This is a genomic window from Staphylococcus auricularis (assembly GCF_001500315.1).
Classification (GTDB): Bacteria; Bacillota; Bacilli; order Staphylococcales; family Staphylococcaceae; genus Staphylococcus; species Staphylococcus auricularis.
The window spans coordinates 59,676-79,164 of the sequence record NZ_LLER01000003.1 but is presented as its reverse complement, the minus strand read 5'-3'; the positions used below and the strand labels follow the sequence as shown (position 1 = coordinate 79,164).

The following is a 19,489-nucleotide window of genomic DNA, read 5'->3' as shown; positions in this document are numbered from 1 at the left end:
GGGGATGACAATGTTTAAGAATGTGAAAGAACTAATCGAGAAATGCGACAACGAACATAAAGCGATTCATGAAGTGATGCTAGAACAAGAAATGTCCGTGTCTGGATTAACACGTGACGAAGTTTATGCATATATGGATAAGAACTTACAAACCATGGAACACGCGTTAGAAGAAGGGTTAAACGGGGTCTCTTCTAAAACAGGATTAACAGGTGGTGATGCAGTCCTTATCAAACGTTATTTAGCCACAGGACAAGCTTTATCTGGCGTGACATTACTAGATGCAGTGAGTAAAGCAGTGGCGACGAATGAAGTCAATGCAGCAATGGGTAAAATTTGCGCTACGCCTACAGCAGGATCGGCAGGTGTTGTGCCAGGTGTGCTTTTCGGATTAGAACCGAGGCTACATCCAACGCGACGAGATATGTTGAACTTTCTGTTAACAGCTGGTGCGTTTGGTTTTGTCGTAGCGAACAATGCTTCTATTTCTGGAGCAGCTGGAGGTTGTCAGGCGGAAGTAGGTTCTGCAGCTGCGATGGCTGCTGCCGCAACGGTTGAGCTCGCAGGTGGTACGCCACAACAATCAGCTGAAGCTTTTGCAATTTGTTTGAAAAATATGCTAGGTTTAGTATGTGATCCAGTCGCTGTACTCGTAGAGGTGCCTTGTGTGAAGCGGAATGCAGCTGGAGCTTCTAATGCGATTGTTTCCGCTGATATGGCGCTAGCAGGTGTCACATCGCGGATACCAACGGATGAAGTGATTGAGGCTATGTACAAAATCGGACAAACGATGCCTTCTGCCTTACGTGAAACGGGACGAGGTGGTTTGGCAGGTACGCCTACGGGTCAGCGTTTAAAACAACAAATATTTGGTGATTAAAAAATGTCAAAAGTAAACTTGATTGAAAATCCGTTTCCGCTCTCTGATGTTAAAGGTTTGGGGCCCAAACGACTTGCAGTGTTAAACGAACTTAATATTCATACAATTGAAGACTTGGTGTTATATTTTCCAACCCGTTATGAAGACAATACCGTGGTGGATTTGAACCAAGCTGAAGACGAATCAACTGTGACAGTAGTGGGTGAAGTCTATACTTCTCCATCTGTCGCTTTTTTTGGACGAAATAAGTCTAAATTGACTGTACATATTATGGTGAATCAAATTGCGGTTAAATGTGTGTTTTTCAATCAACCCTATTTAAAAAATAAAATTCAGCTCAACGAAATGGTAACAATCAAAGGGAAATGGCACCGAAGAAAGCAAGAGATTACCGGTCAACGCATGTTTTTTAATGTAGAAAATAATGGTGAAACCCAGCTAGAACCGGTCTATCGTATTAAAGAAGGCATTAAACAAAAGCCGTTACGCGATATGATACGACAAGTCTTAGAAAAAGTAGAAATTCATGAATGGCTTTCAGAAGAATTGAAATCCAAATATAAACTAGAATCATTGGAAGATACGATTCGCACTTTGCATTATGCGCCAGATAAAACATCGTTATTAAAGGCAAGAAGAACTTATGCGTTTACAGAGCTCTTCATGTTCGAATTGCGCATGCAATGGTTAAACCGTCTTGAGAAATCATCCGATGATTCCATCGAGGTCGACTATGATTTATCATTAGTCAAAGCGTTTATTGATTCATTACCTTTCGAATTGACTGATGCCCAAAAACAAAGTGTGAATGAAATCTTCCGAGATTTAAAAGCACCGATTCGCATGCACCGTCTGTTACAGGGTGATGTAGGTTCTGGTAAAACGGTAGTTGCTGCTATATGTATGTATGCTTTAAAAACGGCCGGCTATCAATCTGCTTTGATGGTTCCGACAGAAATTTTAGCTGAACAACATGCTGAAAGTTTAGCAGAATTATTTGGCGATAGAATGAACGTCGCACTGCTCACTGGTTCAGTAAAAGGTAAGAAGAGAAAAGTACTGTTAGAACAGCTACAAAATGGCGAAATTGATTGCTTAGTAGGAACTCATGCGCTCATACAAGATGATGTTTATTTTGATCAAATCGGCTTAGTTATCACGGATGAACAACACCGTTTTGGCGTTGAACAACGTCAGAAATTAAGAGAAAAAGGGGCTATGACGAATGTGTTATTCATGACGGCAACCCCAATACCAAGAACACTCGCAATCTCTGTCTTCGGAGAAATGGACGTTTCTTCTATTAAGCAATTACCTAAGGGTCGAAAACCAATCATTACAGAATGGGCGAAACATGAGTCTTATGATCAAGTGCTTAATCAAATGACGTCAGAGTTAGAAAAGGGACGACAAGCCTATGTCATTTGTCCATTAATTGAGAGTTCTGAACATCTCGAAGATGTGCAAAACGTCATCGCGTTATTTGAGTCATTGAAAATGCGTTATCCTAATTACAATGTCGGCTTACTTCATGGTAAGTTAAGTTCAGAAGACAAGGACAATGTTATGGCTCAGTTTAGTGATAAGGAAATAGATATACTCGTCGCTACTACGGTTGTAGAAGTTGGGGTCAATGTGCCAAATGCGACATTCATGATTATCTATGATGCGGATCGCTTTGGATTGTCACAACTTCACCAATTACGGGGACGTGTAGGACGTAGCGAACATCAAAGTTATTGTGTGCTCATCGCTTCTCCTAAAACAGAAACAGGCATTGAACGGATGACTATTATGACGCAAACCACAGATGGTTTTGAACTGAGTGAACGAGATCTCGAAATGCGAGGCCCTGGGGATTTCTTCGGTGTGAAACAAAGCGGCTTACCTGATTTCTTAGTTGCAGATGTTGTAGAAGATTACAAAATGTTAGAAGTTGCGAGAAATGAAGCAGGTGAATTAATTCAATCTGGTGAATTTTTCAGCGAGACTTATACGAGATTGCGCACATTTATCGAAGAACACTTACTCTATACAAGCTTTGACTGATTAAAGATAAATCGTGAGTCACCTTTAAGAAAGGATCTCAGAAAATGTATCCATCAGGTTACAATGTTACCCAAATGCCAATGCGTCCATTGCGTTATTTGTTGAGTATCTGTTTTAGAAAATGTTATGATATGTTAAGGATATTTAAGACTAGGTACTAAAAAGGGAGAATGAAATGCATGAAGATGAAAAAACAAGATCGACAAGCTGCGATCGAAAATGAAATCGAAGCGAATCCCTTTGTTACCGATAATGAACTCAGTCAACGCTTTCATGTGAGTATCCAAACGATTAGACTTGATCGGTCTCAGTTAAACATTCCGGAATTAAGAACGCGCATTAAAATGGTGGCACAACAGAATCATGAACGCATTCAATCCATTGAAGCGAACGAAATCATCGGTTACGTGATTGATATCGTGCCGAATGAGACAGCAACATCGGTCATACAAATCAATGAAGATTCCGTGTTTACGCGAAATCAAATTGCGCGTGGACACGTGTTATTTGCCCAAGCGAACTCGCTTTGTGTGGCACTGATACATAAACCTGTTGTGTTGACCCGAGAAAGCCGCGTTAAATTTGTGAAACAAGTGAAATTGCATGATAATGTACATGCGAAGGCACGCGTTTTAGAAGTGAATGACAAATATTTTTATATTGAAGTTAAATCTTATGTGCAACAAACACAAGTTTTTGAAGGCACATTCAAAATGTATTATACAAGTGAGGATGAAACAGAAAATGGTTAAAGTAGCTGTAGATATGATGGGTGGCGATGACGCACCAGCAATTGTGCTTGAAGCTGTTGAAAGAGCAGTGAATGATTTCAGTGATTTAGAAATCATATTATTTGGAGATCAATCTCAATATACATTAGATCATCCACGTATTGATTTTAGACATTGTGAAGAACAAATTACGATGGAAGACGAACCTGTTAGAGCGATTAAACGTAAAAAAGATAGCTCTATGGTTCGCGCAGCTGAAGCCGTTAAAAATGGTGAAGCGGATAGTTGTGTATCCGCAGGTAATACAGGAGCGCTCATGTCTGCAGGACTCTTTATCGTCGGACGTATTAAAGGTGTTGTACGCCCAGCGCTTGTAGTTACATTACCTACCATTTCAGGTAAAGGCTTCGTCTTCATGGATGTGGGTGCGAATGCAGATGCGAAGGCTGAACACTTATTACAATATGCACAACTCGGTAATGTATATGCACAGAAATTACGTGGTATAAAAGAACCATCCGTTGGTTTATTAAACATCGGTACAGAACCTGCCAAAGGGAATGCGCTAACGAAAAAAGCATATCAACTTATGGCAGCACAAAATGACTTTAACTTCGCTGGTAACGTCGAAGCGAAAGCCTTAATGCAAGACGCTTCTGATGTCGTCGTTACTGACGGTTATACAGGCAATATGATTTTGAAAAACCTTGAAGGTACCGCTAAATCAATTGGTAAAATGTTAAAAACCACTTTACTAAGAGGTATGAAAAATAAAGTTGCCGCATTATTGATCAGAAGAGATTTAACGATGTTAATGGCAAAAATGGATTATGCTGAATATGGTGGCTCAGTTTTACTAGGTTTAGATGGTATCGTCGTTAAAGCGCATGGTAGTTCCAATGCGAAAGCTTTTTACTCGGCAATTAGACAAGCGAAAATTGCTTCTGAAGAAAAAGTAGTAGAAACAATGAAAGAAACGGTTGGTGAATCTTAATGGGTAAAACAGCAATTATTTTTCCGGGACAAGGTTCCCAAAAAGTAGGTATGGCGCAAGATTTATATCAACAAGACGAACAAGCTACTCAAGTTTTAGATCAAGCGCAAAACGCAGTAGATTTTGATTTGTTAGATACAATGTTCAACGATCCCAATGAGATCTTAGGACAAACTGAAAATACGCAACCTGCACTGTTAACACATAGTGTGGCACTATTTAAAGCGATGAAAGAGATTAACCCTGATTATACAATGGGGCATAGTTTAGGAGAATATTCCAGCTTAGTTGCAGCAGGCGTACTTTCTTTCGAAGATGCAGTCAAAATTGTACGTAAACGTGGTCAATTGATGGCAGCTGCGTTTCCTGATGGTGTCGGTAGTATGGCAGCCGTACTTGGTTTAGACTATGAAGAAGTAGATGAACTTTGCCAAAAACTATCTACTGACGATGAAAAAATAGAGCCTGCCAACATCAATGCGCCAGGACAAATTGTAGTGTCAGGTCATAAAAGTTTAATCGACAAATTAGTAGAAGATCCTAAAGCCTATGGTGCGCGAAGAGCGAAACCACTTGCTGTATCTGGTCCATTCCACTCTTCTATGATGCAAGTCATTGAAACAGACTTTGCTGAATTTATCGATCAGTTTGAATGGCACGATGCTGCATTCCCTGTCGTACAAAACTTTAACGCAAAAGGCGAAACCGAAGCCCAAGCGATTAAACAGAACATGATTAAACAGTTGTATTCACCTGTTGAATTTATTGCTTCTACTGAATGGCTCATCGAACAAGGTGTCTATCATTTCATTGAGATTGGTCCAGGAAAAGTTTTAGCAGGTTTGATTAGAAAAATAAATCGAGATGTCACTGTGACATCAATTCAAACGCTTGAAGATGTGAAAGGATGGAATGAAAATGACTAAAAATGCATTAGTAACAGGTGCTTCTAGAGGTATCGGTCGTAGAATTGCTTTACAACTTGCTGAAGATGGTTTCAACGTTGCAGTAAACTATGCAGGCAGTAAAGATAAAGCAGAAGCAGTTGTAGAAGAAATCAAAGCACAAGGCGTTGAAAGCTTTGCAATTCAAGCTGACGTATCAGATAGTGATGCAGTTAAAAGCATGATTAAAGAAGTGGTTGAACAATTCGGTACAATTGATACCTTAGTTAACAATGCAGGTATAGTACGTGATAACTTACTTATGCGCATGAAAGAAAAAGACTGGGATGCAGTCATCAATACCAACCTTAAAGGTACTTTCAACTGTATCCAAAAAGTTACACCTCACATGTTGAGACAAAAACAAGGTTCTATCGTCAACTTAACAAGCATCGTCGGTGAAATTGGTAATCCAGGTCAAGCGAACTATGTTGCGTCTAAAGCAGGTGTGATTGGATTAACAAAATCAGCTGCGAAAGAACTTGCTTCTAGAAATATCACAGTGAATGCTGTTGCGCCTGGCTTCATTGTCTCTGACATGACAGATGCACTTAGCGATGAAGTAAAAGACCAAATGTTACAAAATATTCCACTTAGTCGTCTAGGTGAAGATACAGATATCGCTAATACAGTTTCATTCCTAGCTTCTGATAGAGCGAAATATATTACAGGACAAGTCATCAATGTAAACGGCGGTATGTTCATGTAAGGGCCTCAACTCTGATCAAATGTGTAATTTGTGATGATTTGAGTTATATCAACACTGATGAGTTCAAATATGGCTTGTATTTCAATTAAGAAAATGGGAAAATATAAAAGTCTCTAATATAAAATACTTTTAAAGGAGGTGACTCGACGTGGAAAACTTCGATAAAGTAAAAGATATCATCGTTGACCGTTTAGGTGTAGATGCTGACAAAGTAACTGAAGACGCATCTTTCAAAGATGATCTAGGCGCTGATTCACTTGATATTGCTGAATTAGTTATGGAATTAGAAGACGAATTTGGTACAGAAATTCCTGATGAAGAAGCAGAAAAAATCAATACTGTTGGTGACGCTGTTAAATATATCAACAGCCTTGAAAAATAATAAAACCGATAAACTGAGTCGCTTGATAACGGCTCAGTTTTTTTGCATTTTTAACGAAAGCTTTCACTTTTTCGCTTTAGTTTTATCTTAAATTCACGTAAAATATAGACTATGTGCCCGTATGCACAAATCACATATCGAAAGTAAGGAGGAGATGGAGTGAGTCAACATAAGAAAAGTGAAATGGTAACCCAATTCAGAGCGCAATTCGCCAAAAAAATGGAAGAATTGTCATTGCAAGCAGATGATATTGAGTTATACCAACAAGCTTTTTCCCACTCTAGTTTTATCAATGATTTTAATATGAATCGTTTGGATCATAACGAGCGATTAGAATTTTTAGGAGACGCAGTATTAGAATTGACGGTATCACGCTATTTGTTTGATAAATATCCTAATTTACCAGAAGGTAATTTAACTAAAATGAGAGCAGCAATTGTTTGTGAACCCTCACTTGTAATATTTGCGAATAAAATTAATTTGAACGAACTCATTTTATTAGGAAAAGGTGAAGAAAAAACAGGAGGACGTACGAGACCTTCACTCGTATCAGATGCGTTTGAAGCCTTTGTTGGTGCACTTTATTTAGATCAAGGTCTTGAAGCCGTTCAACGCTTTTCTGAAAAAGTGATTTTCCCATTTGTCGAAGAAGACGAACTTGAAGGCGTGGTTGATTTTAAAACCCAATTTCAAGAGTTTGTGCATCGTCAAAATAGCGGCGAAGTGTCCTATCGTTTAGTGAAACAAGAAGGACCTGCACATCATCGTTTATTTACATCAGAAGTGATGCTAGACGATCAACCTGTAGCGACAGGTCAAGGGAAAACGAAGAAAGAATCAGAGCAAAAAGCAGCTGAACGTGCTTATAAATCTATGAAGCAGTAGTTCAAATGCAGATTTAATCAACTACACCAGTTATATAGGAATACGAAGGAGTAAATCATGGTTTATTTGAAATCGATTGACGCATTTGGCTTTAAATCATTTGCGGACCATACAGAGGTGCAATTTGATAAAGGTGTCACGGCAATCGTCGGTCCTAATGGCAGTGGTAAAAGTAATATCACAGATGCGATCAAGTGGGTGCTCGGTGAACAGTCTGCGAAATCATTAAGAGGCTCAAAAATGCAAGACATCATTTTTTCTGGTGCCGAACATCGACATGCACAAAACTATGCAGAAGTTAAATTGACATTAGATAATGAATCCGGTGATTTACAAGTCGATGCTACAACCGTCACTGTGACTCGACGTTTATATCGTAATGGGGACAGTGAATATTATTTAAATAATGAACGTGCTCGGTTAAAAGATATCATTGAGTTATTTTTAGACTCAGGTTTGGGCAAAGAAGCGTTTAGCATTATTTCTCAAGGACGCGTGGATGAAATATTGAACGCGAAACCGGTGGACCGAAGACAAATTATTGAAGAATCTGCTGGCGTTTTAAAATATAAAAAGCGTAAAGCGACATCGGTGGAAAAGTTAGATCAAACTGAAGATAATTTAACCCGTGTCGAAGATATCTTGTATGATTTAGAAGGTCGCGTCGAACCACTAAGAGAAGAAGCGGCGATAGCGAAAGAATATCAAACCCTTTCCAAAGAAATGGAAAAAAGTGATGTGCTTGTTACCGTTCATGATATTGAGACATATAATGAACAAATCCAATCGCATGATAACGAGTTAAATGAATTGAAGAGCCAACAGGAAAATAAAGATGCAGAAAAAACGCAACTCAATCAAGCTTTAGTTAAATATAAAAATGAACGTAACCAGCTAGATCAACAAGTTGAACAGTTAAATCAACAGTTAGTTGAAGCGACAGAAGCTGTAGAAAAATATACAGGACAACTTAATGTGTTAGAAGAACGTAAGAAAAATCAATCTAAAACCAATGCGCGTTTTGAAGAAGATCAAGCTAATTTAGCTCACCAACTTGATACATTAGAGTCTGAAAAACGTGAGACCCAAGAAACGATTGATAAATTGAAAGCACAACAACAAACGTTAACACAACAAATCCATGAGCTTGAACAACAACTCAATATGGATGGCGATACGCATGCAGAAAAACTTGAGTCAATCAGAGATGAATATTATACGTTGAGATCTCAACTATCTGATGTGAATAACGATATTCGGTTTTTAGAACATTCTATTGAAGAAAATGAATCCAAACAATCTCGTTTAGATTCACGACTTGTTGAAGCTTATGAACAATTAAAATCGATTCAGTCACAAATCAACGATACTGAAACAGCATATCAAGAGACAGAGCAACAACTTGATGCGTTGAATGCACAATTGAAACAATATGAACGTCAATTAACACAAGCGAAAGCTTCACAAAATGAGCATGAGTCAAAACTACACCAAGCTTATCGTTATAATGAAAAGTTAAAATCACGTATCGATAGTTTAGAAACACAGCAAGAAGATTATAGTTACTTTTTTAATGGTGTGAAACACATACTCCAAGCAAAAAATCAGCAATTATCAGGTATTCATGGTGCAGTGGCAGAAGTGATGGACGTGCCTTCTGAGTTGACTCAAGCAGTTGAGACTGCACTCGGGGCCTCTCTTCAACACGTCATTGTAGAAACCGAAAAGGATGGTAGACAAGCCATTCAATATTTAAAACAGAATGGCTTAGGCAGAGCAACATTTTTACCCCTTCATGTCATTAAACCGAGATACTTAGCTTCGGATATTAAACAAACTGCACAACAAGCAGAAGGTTTTATCAATATTGCGTCTGAAGCAGTACAAGTGTCTAGTACATATCAACATATTATTGATAATTTATTAGGCAATACGATTATTGTGGACGACCTTAAACATGCCAATGCGCTAGCCAGACAAATACGCTACTGCACACGCATTGTAACGTTAGAAGGCGATGTCGTTAATCCGGGTGGATCCATGTCAGGTGGCGGCCAACGTAAAACGAAAAGCATTTTGTCACAAAAAGATGAATTGACTAAGATGAAAGAACAGCTCGCTTCCTATGAACAGCAAACACGGACATTTGAAGCAGATTATAAAGCGGTGAAAGAACAAGTCGATCAATTAAGTGATGATTACTTCAATCAAAGTCAAACGTATAACCAAGTGAAACAACAAGCTCATGAACAATCACTTGAACTCGATCGATTGCGCGATAATGAGTCACGCATTAAAGACGAACACGAAGAGTTTGAATTCGAGAAAAACGATGGCTATCAAAGTGATAAAAGTAAGCACACACTTGAAGAAAAACAACAAGATCAACAGCGTATCCAACAGCAACTGACACAATTAGAAAAAGATATTGAAACGTATACACAACTATCTAAAGAAGGACAAGCTAATTCCCAAGCTGTTCAACAACAATTGCACCAAAAACAATCAGACTTAGCAGTGATTAAAGAACGGTTGAAAACGAATCGCCAATCTCTCGAACGGACTGAACGTCAAATTGACGATACAAAACAACAACAACAAAAAGTGGCGGATCAAATTGAATTATTTAACTCAGATGAAGTGACGGGACAAAGTGCGTACGACCAAATCCAGCAACAAATCGATACACATCAAAATAATAAAGCGAGTTATGCGGCTGATTTAGAAACACACAAAGCACGTCGTACGGAAGTCAATGAGACGATTGAACAAAAAGACGCCCAACTTCAAGAAACACATCGTGATATACTATCGATAGAGAATCGATATCAAGATATTAAAACGCAACAATCACGTTTAGATGTGCTCATTAATCATGCGATTGATCACTTAAGTGAGGACTACCATCTCACATTTGAACGTGCACAAGAACGATATGAATTAGATGATGAGATTGACAATTTACGTAAAAAGGTTAAACTGACGAAAATGTCTATTGAAGAATTAGGTCCAGTCAATTTAAATGCGATAGAGCAATTTGAGGAAATCAATGAACGTTACACATTCTTAAATGAACAACGGACAGATTTACGCGATGCGAAGGCTACGCTTGAACAAATCATTGATGAGATGGATCAAGAAGTGAAAGATCGTTTTAAAACCACGTTCCACGAAGTTCAAAGTCATTTTACTGAAGTATTTAAACAGCTGTTTGGCGGTGGTAAAGCTGAATTACAACTCACGAATGACGATTATCTCTCTGCAGGGGTGGATATCATCGTCCAACCGCCCGGTAAGAAATTACAACATTTATCACTGTTAAGTGGTGGCGAGCGTGCATTAAGTGCGATTGCATTATTATTTGCTATATTAAAAGTAAGATCTGCACCATTTGTTATACTAGATGAGGTAGAGGCAGCGTTAGATGAAGCCAATGTGATTCGCTATGCACAATACTTAAAAGCTTTATCGGATCAAACGCAATTTATCGTGATTACCCACCGCAAAGGTACGATGGAATATTCTGATCGACTTTATGGTGTAACGATGCAAGAATCTGGGGTATCACGTTTGGTAAGTGTCAACCTGAATACGGTAGATGAAGTGATGAAGGAGGAGTAACTGAATGAGCTTTTTTAAACGTTTAAAAGAAAAATTCACGGGTCAAACTGAAGATAAATCTGAACAAGAAGAGACGCTTGAGCCTTTAGAAGACGAAGAAAGTGATGCGACAGAGGCTAAGTCGGAAGAAGAGGCGCCGAAGAAGAAACCTAAAAAATTAAGTGAAGCAGATTTTGATGAAGATGGATTAATTTCTATCGAAGACTTTGAAGAAATCGAAGCTCAAAAACTCGGTGCTAAATTCAAAGCTGGTTTAGAAAAATCACGTCAAAATTTCCAAGAACAGTTAAATAATTTAATTGCTCGTTATCGTAAAGTCGACGAAGATTTCTTTGAAGCACTTGAAGAAATGTTGATTACTGCAGATGTTGGTTTCAATACTGTGATGGAACTTGTCGATGAGTTAAGAGACGAAGCACGTCGTCAAAACATTCAAGAAACAGAAGACTTAAGAGAAGTCATTGTTGAAAAAATCGTAGAAATATATCATCAAGACGATGAAAATTCTGAAGCTGTCGATATTCAAGAAGATCGTTTGAATGTCATCTTGATGGTTGGTGTAAATGGTGTCGGTAAAACCACTACAATTGGTAAACTCGCACATCGCTACCAATCAGAAGGTAAAAAAGTCATGCTTGCAGCTGGTGATACATTTAGAGCAGGTGCTATTGAACAATTGCAAGTATGGGGTGAACGTGTCGGCGTCGATGTCGTGAGCCAAAGTGAAGGATCAGACCCTGCAGCGGTCATGTATGATGCGATTAATGCAGCGAAAAATAAAGGCGTAGATATCCTGATCTGTGATACCGCAGGACGTTTACAAAATAAAGCTAACTTAATGAATGAGTTAGAAAAAGTGAAACGCGTCATTGGTCGTGCAGTTCCAGATGCACCACATGAAGTACTCTTATGCTTAGATGCAACGACAGGTCAAAATGCGTTATCTCAAGCAAGATCATTTAAAGAAGTGACAAATGTGACAGGTATCGTATTAACAAAACTCGATGGTACGGCTAAAGGTGGTATCGTGCTTGCGATACGTAACGAACTTCACATTCCAGTTAAATACGTTGGTTTAGGTGAAAAACTAGATGACCTTCAACCATTTAACCCTGAAAGTTATGTTTATGGTCTCTTTGCAGACATGATTGAGAAAAACGTCGATGTCGATGAGATTGACGCAGACGCAAATGATGAACCAGAAACAGTGGATACCGTAGAAAACGAAGGTAATGACCATGGCCCAAGATGATTTAGTTAAAACGTTACGCATGAATTACTTGTTTGATTTTTATCAATCCTTATTAACGAAAAAACAACGCAATTACTTAGAGTTATTTTATTTACAAGATTACTCATTAAGTGAGATTGCAGATACATTTGATGTGAGTCGTCAAGCAGTTTATGATAATATAAGAAGAACTGGCGATTTAGTTGAAGATTATGAACAAAAATTAGGATTATATAAAAATTTTGAGAAGCGTCGAGAGATATATAACGCAATGCGTGATCATGTAGACGATGCAAAACAAATTGAAAAATATATCGATGAACTCGAAGAACTCGAATAGGAAATGAATAAAGGAGGGTGATTGCGTATGGCATTTGAAGGATTATCGGATCGCTTACAAGAAACGATGCAGAAAATCCGCGGTAAAGGTAAAGTAACTGAAGCCGATATCAAAGCGATGATGCGTGAAGTAAGGCTCGCTTTACTAGAAGCCGACGTAAACTTTAAAGTAGTTAAAAATTTCATTAAAACAGTTTCTGATCGCGCTTTAGGGTCAGACGTCATGAAATCACTAACACCAGGTCAACAAGTCATCAAGATCGTTCAAGAAGAGCTCACTCAATTGATGGGTGGAGACAATTCAACGATTAATATGGCAAATAAACCACCTACTGTCGTGATGATGGTGGGGCTACAAGGTGCAGGTAAAACCACAACTGCAGGTAAATTAGCGCTCCTCATGCGTAAAAAATATAATAAAAAGCCATTACTTGTAGCTGCCGATATTTATCGTCCAGCTGCCATTAATCAATTACAAACAGTCGGTAAACAACTAGATGTGCCTGTTTATACTGAAGGTGATCAAGTTAAACCGCAAGAAATCGTTGAACATGCGATTCAACATGCGAAGGAAGAACATTTAGATTTCGTCATTATCGATACAGCAGGTCGTCTACATGTCGATGAAGCGTTGATGGAAGAACTCAGTGATGTAAAAGAAATCACTAAACCAAATGAAATTATGCTCGTCGTAGATGCGATGACAGGGCAAGATGCGGTGAATGTGGCCGAATCATTTGATAATCAATTAGATATTACCGGGGTGACGCTCACTAAATTAGATGGTGATACACGTGGTGGTGTTGCACTTTCTATCAGAGCGGTCACTGAAAAACCAATTAAATTCGTTGGGATGAGTGAAAAACTAGACGGTTTAGAATTATTCCATCCTGAACGTATGGCGTCTCGTATTCTCGGTATGGGTGACGTATTGAGCTTAATTGAAAAAGCGCAACAAGATGTTGATGCTGACAAAGCGAAAGATTTAGAACAAAAAATGCGTACGTCATCCTTTACGTTAGATGATTTCTTAGAACAACTCGACCAAGTGAAAAACTTAGGTCCGTTAGATGATATCATGAAAATGATTCCAGGTATGAATCGAATGAAAGGCTTAGATAAGCTTAATATGAGCGAGAAACAAATCGATCATATTAAAGCGATTATCCAATCTATGACACCGTTAGAACGACGTGATCCAGATAAACTCAATGTGTCACGGAAGAAACGGATTGCCTTGGGTTCTGGACGTTCCTTACAAGAAGTCAATCGCTTGATGAAACAATTTAATGAAATGAAAAAAATGATGAAACAATTCACTGGCGGCGGCAAAGGTAAAAAAGGCAAACGTCAACAAATGCAAAACATGTTAAAAGGTATGAACTTACCGTTTTAAATGAATATAACGAACTAAGGACTCAAAGTGATAAGAAACTTTGAGTCCTTTTTCTAAAGGTTCAGCAGTATCTTTAGTTGTCATGGCAGTAATGACTGCTTGATTTGGTATAAAAAGAGCTAAAAATATGGTGAAAAAGCTATGAGATCAAATAAGCATGTTATAGTTAAAGATATTAATAAGAATGTATTAACTCAAAAATTATAGGACAAAAAATTGAAAAGATCCGAATGCTGGTTGGATAATAATGTAATATAGTGGTAACGAACACGGTGAAGCTATTATAAATTGATAAATAGAAGAGGAAAAAGAATAGCAATTTTAACTCAACGTGGAAAATATTAAGAAAGTAGATTTAAAAATGAATAAAGTGACCCATATAAATAGTATTAAAGATATTAATTTTAATAATTTAAAAAACACTTACAATGTATACTTAGAAAATGAATTGTCTCAAATAGAAGAGGATGGCATAAATACGAATAACGTTTATTTCGAAATTGTCTATCGCAAAGCGATTGGCATTTTTAATGAAATATTTGATTCAAAAGATCATATTAGGCTTATTCATTCAATCTCTACAAACTATGTCACTCCCCGCAAAAGTAGATTTTCTGAAAAATTTCTATCTAAGCAAATTGCTTCATCGTATAAATATAATCAAATCATTAGAGATGATGATATATTTAGGATAGTTAATGTATTTGAATATCAATGCACAAAGAATGATATTAAATACCGAAAGTTGATAAAGGCAATCTGTAATCAAGACTTTCCTAATTTAGTGCCTAATATTAACCAAAAAGAAACGTTTTCATCTATTTACTTCATTAATGTAGATAAAGGGATTTTGTTTTATTTGTATGACGATCGTGGGTTTATAATTACGTTTAATAATGCAGAGGACTTCGATATTTTCAAGAAAAACATGTTAATTTTGAAATTGAGAAATACACTGAATATGAAGTATAGTATTATATCAACATTGATTTTTTCTGACTTTATTTCAATTTTAACTATAATTTTTTGTCAAAGATTAAGGTATAGGTTTTCAATTAAATTGATATAAGTTTATATATGTCAATCATTACTGTAATTCAAATAACTTTCTGGTATTTCTAAGCAATCGTATGATAAATGACAATGAACATGTTGATCGATTAACATTATTTAACTCCCCTTTATTTAAAAGGGATATATTTATCTTGTATTATGATTAAAATGTATTTATAAATTTCTAGTGGTTTTTGCGTTTTTAGCAAAGTTACTAATATATTTGTCGAGCAATAGTTCATTAAAATCGTGGGAGCATCTTTAGGTATATACTTGTGTTATGATAAGTGAAAGGTTTGTTATGCATCCAACTATAAAAGTGGTGACATTGATACAAATAAACTCATTTTGAAAGGATGTTTCTATGACACAAAAACCAATTAAAACATGTACAACCATACTTGCCGGAAAAGATGCCACGATAGATGGTTCTACGATGATTGCACGTAATGAAGACGGGGGAGAACAATCGAACCCGCAACGTTTTGTAGTTGTGCAACCTGAAGATCAACCGAAAACCTATCAATCTAAAATTTCTGGCGTGAAGATAGAGTTACCGAAACACCCTCTACGCTACACATCTACTCCTGATTTTGATCAAGGACAAGGAATCTGGGGAGGATCAGGTATTAATGAAGAAAATATTGCGATGACTGCTTGTGAAACAATCACTTCCAATGCGATGACGCATGCCATTGACCCATTAGTTAAAGATGGCATTGGTGAAGAAGATATGCTGACAATTGTGTTACCGTATATACATTCTGCTGAAGAAGGGGTCTTACGGTTAGGTCAGTTGCTTGAACAATATGGCACATATGAACTCAACGGCATCGCTTTTTCAGATAAAGATAGCGTTTGGTATTTGGAAACAATAGGTGGTCACCATTGGGCCGCAGTACGTATTCCAGATGATAGTTATGTCGTTGCTCCCAATCGTTTTAATATCGATGATTTTGATTTCGAATCTGAGGATACTCATTGTTCTAATGATTTGAAATCATTGATTGAACGTTATCATTTAAATCCAGATTATAACCGTGTGAATTTAAGACATATTTTTGGTAGTGATACGGTGAAAGATACGTTGTATAACAATGCAAGAACATGGTATGGCCAACGTTATTTCAATCAAGATACTGTAAATGATCCAGAGTACAGTGATTTTCCGTTTATCCGCCGTGCAGATTTCAAAATATCAGTCGCAGATATCAAGTTTGTGCTCAGTTCACACTATCAAAACACACCGTATGACATGTATGACTTCGATAGTGAAGGACAAGGAAAATATCGTCCTATCGGTATCAATCGCAACCAGGAAGTACATGTGCTACAAATACGTAACGATGTCTCAGATGCAGTTGCGGGTATTCACTGGCTTGCATATGGGCCTAATACCTTTAATGCGCTCGTTCCGTTCTACGCGAATGTGAATGATACACCTGCAGCATTTAAAGATACGACAACGACGTATTCACCGAATCATGCATATTGGTTAAGCCGTACATTATCTACAATCAGCGATGCTAACTACAGCAGCTATCTAGATATTCGGGACCATTATGAAGATGATGTGACAAGTCAGTGTTTACGTGTGCAAATGGATACAGATGACCAAATCGATCATCAAACGGATGTAGAAAAATATTTAGAACAACAGAATCAACAGCTGGCTGATATCTACATGAAACGGTCAACTGAAGCACTCGGTGCATTAGTAGAAAAAGGCATGTATCTGATGCATTTAAGATATAATTTAGACGACTAATTGTTTATTAATTTAAAATAAAAAGTGATAGAGGAGTAGCATAGTGGTTTTCCGGAAGGAGCGCTGTGCTGCTTCTTTTTTGTTTGCAGCCACACTCAATATGAGAAGTCTACGGTGATCATTTAAATTTTTCTAAAAGGTAAAGAATAAACTCTTTACAAAATATCAGTAAGCTGTTATTATTAATTCTTGTAGAAAATAAAACAATGTATATAAAGGAGAGAATATAAATGGCAGTTAAATTACGTTTAACACGTCTAGGTTCTAAAAGAAATCCATTCTACCGTATCGTAGCAGCAGATGCACGTGCACCTCGTGATGGTCGCAGCATCGAACAAATCGGTACTTACAACCCTGGTCACGTCAATGCACCAGAAGTTAAAATCGATGAAGAATTAGCACTTAAATGGTTGAAAAATGGTGCTAAACCTACAGACACTGTTCACAATATCTTATCAAGAGAAGGTATTTTGAAAAAATTTGATGAACAAAAATAATCGTTAAATAACGATGATCAGGGTCAGGACATTGTACGTTTGGTTAAATAGAAAAGCTTACATGCTTTTCTAACCAGTTGTTTTCAGCAGCAATTATAAGCATAAATAATGGTCAGCTCACACGTTGACGATTATCCTTTACTGTTGAAGCATCACCGCCATTGTCCTGACCTTTTTTATATCTACAACAATCCTGAGTTGTTAGGATATAAATGAGCGCACTTATATTATATGTAAGAAACGTGAATCATCTCATTAAAATAGTTATAAAGGATTTGAGGATATCATGAAAGTGGAAGTAGGTACAATTGTTAATACACACGGAATCAAAGGTGAGGTAAAGGTAAAATCAAACTCTGATTTTACAGATGTACGTTTTCAACCGGGTGAGATATTAGAAGTTGAGCCTAAAGGGAAATCACCACTTGAGCTGACTATTGCTTCTTATCGCATGCATAAAGGTTTTCACATGTTAACGTTTGAAGGTATTAACAATATCAATGACATCGAATATCTTAAAGGCGAAACGTTGTTACAAAAGCAAGAACATAGTGATATTGAGCTTACAGAGCATGAATATTATTATTCAGATATTATTGGTTGTACTGCGTTTGTGGAGGATGAACCCCTTGGACGTGTAAATGAAATCTTTGAAACAGGTGCTAATGATGTATGGGTCGTTAAAGGTGAGAAAGAGTATTTAATCCCTTATATTGAAGACGTCGTAACTGATATCGATGTGGCAGGACGTCGCATCCAGATTACACCGATGGAAGGACTGTTAGATTAATGCGTATTGATTATTTAACGTTATTTCCAGAGATGTTCGATGGGGTGTTGAATAGCTCTATTTTAAAGCGAGCTCAAGATAAAGACATGTTATCAGTGAGAACAATCAATTTTCGTGATTATGCCGAAAATAAACATAATCAAGTCGATGATTATCCGTTTGGTGGAGGCCAAGGTATGGTGTTAAAACCTGAACCGATATTCAATGCTATGCAAGCGATTGAGAAGACACCGGATACACGTGTGGTGTTGATGTGTCCGCAAGGGAAACCGTTTGATCAACAGCTTGCTCAGTCGTTAAGTGAGTCAGAACATATTGTGTTTATCTGCGGCCATTACGAAGGTTATGATGAACGTATTCGTGAACAATTAGTCACTGACGAAATTTCAATTGGCGATTATGTGTTAACCGGTGGCGAATTACCTGCAATGACGATGACAGATGCGATCGTTCGTTTAGTACCTGGTGTGCTAGGTAATCAACAATCCCACGAAGATGACTCATTTCAAGATGGTTTGCTAGAATTCCCCCAATATACGCGACCACGAGAATACGGCGATTTAAAAGTTCCGGATGTTTTATTGTCAGGGAATCATGCGAAGATCGAAGCATGGCGACATGAACAAAAATTGATACGTACGTACGAAAAACGACCCGATTTATTAGAAAGATATCCCTTATCAGAAAAAGATCAACAAATATTGAAAACATACAAAAAGCAATTGAAAAGTAAAGACTGATATGCTAATATAATTAAATGTGCAATGCACGAACAATCACTATGGTCCTCTGCTATATATTTGTCTAGGCAAGAACATAGGTCGAAGGAGAGAATAAATTATGAGTAATCACAAATTAATCGAAGCAGTAACAAAATCTCAACTACGTGATGATATTCCAACATTCCGTCCAGGAGATACTTTACGTGTACACGTACGTATCGTCGAAGGTTCACGTGAACGTGTCCAAGTCTTCGAAGGTGTTGTAATCAAACGCCGTGGTGCAGGTATTTCAGAAACTTTCACTGTACGTAAAATTTCTTCAGGTGTAGGCGTTGAACGTACATTCCCTGTACACACACCTAAAATTGAAAAAATCGAAGTTAAACGTCGCGGTAAAGTACGTCGTGCTAAATTATATTACTTACGTAGTTTACGTGGTAAAGCTGCTCGTATCCAAGAAGCTCGCTAATCAGCAGTTTGAGAACCGTAAATATAATG

Annotated in this window: 18 protein-coding genes; all 18 read left to right on the top strand. The window is 37.5% G+C overall.

Features of this window, described 5'->3' with window-relative positions:
- The first annotated feature begins 10 nt into the window (after nt 1–10).
- The 18 genes from sdaAA (at nt 11) to rplS (ending at nt 19,460) form a co-directional block, all read left to right on the top strand.
- Nucleotides 11–880 (top strand): L-serine ammonia-lyase, iron-sulfur-dependent, subunit alpha, encoded by an 870-nt coding sequence (gene sdaAA / locus APS80_RS02455; RefSeq protein WP_059106701.1) that lies wholly within the window; start codon nt 11–13, stop codon nt 878–880.
- A gap of 3 nt (nt 881–883) precedes the next feature.
- Complete coding sequence (gene recG, locus APS80_RS02450; protein ID WP_059106700.1) at nt 884–2,929, top strand: ATP-dependent DNA helicase RecG; 2,046 nt, start codon at nt 884–886, stop codon at nt 2,927–2,929.
- A gap of 179 nt (nt 2,930–3,108) precedes the next feature.
- The gene (fapR, locus tag APS80_RS02445; RefSeq protein WP_059106699.1) at nt 3,109–3,681 is read left to right on the top strand and encodes a transcription factor FapR; all 573 of its coding nucleotides are present in this window, start codon (nt 3,109–3,111) and stop codon (nt 3,679–3,681) included.
- Entirely contained in the window at nt 3,674–4,654 is a 981-nt protein-coding gene (gene plsX / locus APS80_RS02440; RefSeq protein ID WP_059106698.1) for a phosphate acyltransferase PlsX, read from the top strand. The genes fapR and plsX overlap by 8 nt, the downstream gene beginning before the upstream one ends.
- Nucleotides 4,654–5,580 (top strand): ACP S-malonyltransferase, encoded by a 927-nt coding sequence (fabD, locus tag APS80_RS02435; RefSeq protein WP_059106697.1) that lies wholly within the window; start codon nt 4,654–4,656, stop codon nt 5,578–5,580. Before plsX ends, fabD begins: the two co-directional genes overlap by 1 nt.
- The gene (gene fabG, locus APS80_RS02430; protein ID WP_059106696.1) at nt 5,573–6,307 is read left to right on the top strand and encodes a 3-oxoacyl-[acyl-carrier-protein] reductase; all 735 of its coding nucleotides are present in this window, start codon (nt 5,573–5,575) and stop codon (nt 6,305–6,307) included. The genes fabD and fabG overlap by 8 nt, the downstream gene beginning before the upstream one ends.
- Nucleotides 6,308–6,455: 148 nt before the next feature.
- Entirely contained in the window at nt 6,456–6,689 is a 234-nt protein-coding gene (locus APS80_RS02425; protein WP_001830184.1) for an acyl carrier protein, read from the top strand.
- Between the two features lie 159 nt (nt 6,690–6,848).
- Nucleotides 6,849–7,574 (top strand): ribonuclease III, encoded by a 726-nt coding sequence (gene rnc / locus APS80_RS02420; RefSeq protein ID WP_059106695.1) that lies wholly within the window; start codon nt 6,849–6,851, stop codon nt 7,572–7,574.
- Between the two features lie 57 nt (nt 7,575–7,631).
- The gene (gene smc, locus APS80_RS02415) at nt 7,632–11,195 is read left to right on the top strand and encodes a chromosome segregation protein SMC (RefSeq protein ID WP_059106694.1); all 3,564 of its coding nucleotides are present in this window, start codon (nt 7,632–7,634) and stop codon (nt 11,193–11,195) included.
- Between the two features lie 4 nt (nt 11,196–11,199).
- The gene (gene ftsY, locus APS80_RS02410; RefSeq protein ID WP_059106693.1) at nt 11,200–12,447 is read left to right on the top strand and encodes a signal recognition particle-docking protein FtsY; all 1,248 of its coding nucleotides are present in this window, start codon (nt 11,200–11,202) and stop codon (nt 12,445–12,447) included.
- On the top strand, nt 12,434–12,766 hold the full coding sequence (locus APS80_RS02405) for a putative DNA-binding protein (protein ID WP_059106692.1): 333 nt from the start codon (nt 12,434–12,436) through the stop codon (nt 12,764–12,766). The genes ftsY and APS80_RS02405 overlap by 14 nt, the downstream gene beginning before the upstream one ends.
- Nucleotides 12,767–12,793: 27 nt before the next feature.
- Complete coding sequence (gene ffh, locus APS80_RS02400; RefSeq protein ID WP_059106691.1) at nt 12,794–14,161, top strand: signal recognition particle protein; 1,368 nt, start codon at nt 12,794–12,796, stop codon at nt 14,159–14,161.
- A 331-nt stretch (nt 14,162–14,492) separates the two neighbouring features.
- The gene (locus APS80_RS02395) at nt 14,493–15,230 is read left to right on the top strand and encodes a DUF3885 domain-containing protein (protein WP_059106690.1); all 738 of its coding nucleotides are present in this window, start codon (nt 14,493–14,495) and stop codon (nt 15,228–15,230) included.
- Between the two features lie 348 nt (nt 15,231–15,578).
- On the top strand, nt 15,579–16,982 hold the full coding sequence (locus tag APS80_RS02390) for a C69 family dipeptidase (RefSeq protein ID WP_059106689.1): 1,404 nt from the start codon (nt 15,579–15,581) through the stop codon (nt 16,980–16,982).
- 230 nt (nt 16,983–17,212) lie between these two features.
- Nucleotides 17,213–17,479 (top strand): 30S ribosomal protein S16, encoded by a 267-nt coding sequence (gene rpsP / locus APS80_RS02385; RefSeq protein WP_059106688.1) that lies wholly within the window; start codon nt 17,213–17,215, stop codon nt 17,477–17,479.
- Between the two features lie 286 nt (nt 17,480–17,765).
- Entirely contained in the window at nt 17,766–18,269 is a 504-nt protein-coding gene (gene rimM / locus APS80_RS02380; RefSeq protein ID WP_059106687.1) for a ribosome maturation factor RimM, read from the top strand.
- The gene (gene trmD / locus APS80_RS02375) at nt 18,269–19,009 is read left to right on the top strand and encodes a tRNA (guanosine(37)-N1)-methyltransferase TrmD (protein WP_059106686.1); all 741 of its coding nucleotides are present in this window, start codon (nt 18,269–18,271) and stop codon (nt 19,007–19,009) included. The genes rimM and trmD overlap by 1 nt, the downstream gene beginning before the upstream one ends.
- 100 nt (nt 19,010–19,109) lie before the next feature.
- Nucleotides 19,110–19,460 carry a 50S ribosomal protein L19 gene (rplS, locus tag APS80_RS02370; RefSeq protein WP_059106685.1) on the top strand — a complete coding sequence of 117 codons (351 nt, stop codon included), beginning with the start codon at nt 19,110–19,112 and terminating at the stop codon, nt 19,458–19,460.
- Nucleotides 19,461–19,489 lie beyond the last annotated feature (29 nt).

What these genes read in the sequence shown, in the direction of transcription:
- fabD (WP_059106697.1), top strand. Translation starts at nt 4,654, where the DNA reads ATGGGTAAAACAGCAATTATTTTTCCGGGACAAGGTTCCCAAAAAGTA.
- recG (WP_059106700.1), top strand. Translation starts at nt 884, where the DNA reads ATGTCAAAAGTAAACTTGATTGAAAATCCGTTTCCGCTCTCTGATGTT.
- plsX (WP_059106698.1), top strand. Translation starts at nt 3,674, where the DNA reads ATGGTTAAAGTAGCTGTAGATATGATGGGTGGCGATGACGCACCAGCA.
- rimM (WP_059106687.1), top strand. Translation starts at nt 17,766, where the DNA reads ATGAAAGTGGAAGTAGGTACAATTGTTAATACACACGGAATCAAAGGT.
- fabG (WP_059106696.1), top strand. Translation starts at nt 5,573, where the DNA reads ATGACTAAAAATGCATTAGTAACAGGTGCTTCTAGAGGTATCGGTCGT.
- rpsP (WP_059106688.1), top strand. Translation starts at nt 17,213, where the DNA reads ATGGCAGTTAAATTACGTTTAACACGTCTAGGTTCTAAAAGAAATCCA.
- ftsY (WP_059106693.1), top strand. Translation starts at nt 11,200, where the DNA reads ATGAGCTTTTTTAAACGTTTAAAAGAAAAATTCACGGGTCAAACTGAA.
- ffh (WP_059106691.1), top strand. Translation starts at nt 12,794, where the DNA reads ATGGCATTTGAAGGATTATCGGATCGCTTACAAGAAACGATGCAGAAA.
- smc (WP_059106694.1), top strand. Translation starts at nt 7,632, where the DNA reads ATGGTTTATTTGAAATCGATTGACGCATTTGGCTTTAAATCATTTGCG.
- APS80_RS02405 (WP_059106692.1), top strand. Translation starts at nt 12,434, where the DNA reads ATGGCCCAAGATGATTTAGTTAAAACGTTACGCATGAATTACTTGTTT.
- rplS (WP_059106685.1), top strand. Translation starts at nt 19,110, where the DNA reads ATGAGTAATCACAAATTAATCGAAGCAGTAACAAAATCTCAACTACGT.
- sdaAA (WP_059106701.1), top strand. Translation starts at nt 11, where the DNA reads ATGTTTAAGAATGTGAAAGAACTAATCGAGAAATGCGACAACGAACAT.
- fapR (WP_059106699.1), top strand. Translation starts at nt 3,109, where the DNA reads ATGAAGATGAAAAAACAAGATCGACAAGCTGCGATCGAAAATGAAATC.
- APS80_RS02390 (WP_059106689.1), top strand. Translation starts at nt 15,579, where the DNA reads ATGACACAAAAACCAATTAAAACATGTACAACCATACTTGCCGGAAAA.
- trmD (WP_059106686.1), top strand. Translation starts at nt 18,269, where the DNA reads ATGCGTATTGATTATTTAACGTTATTTCCAGAGATGTTCGATGGGGTG.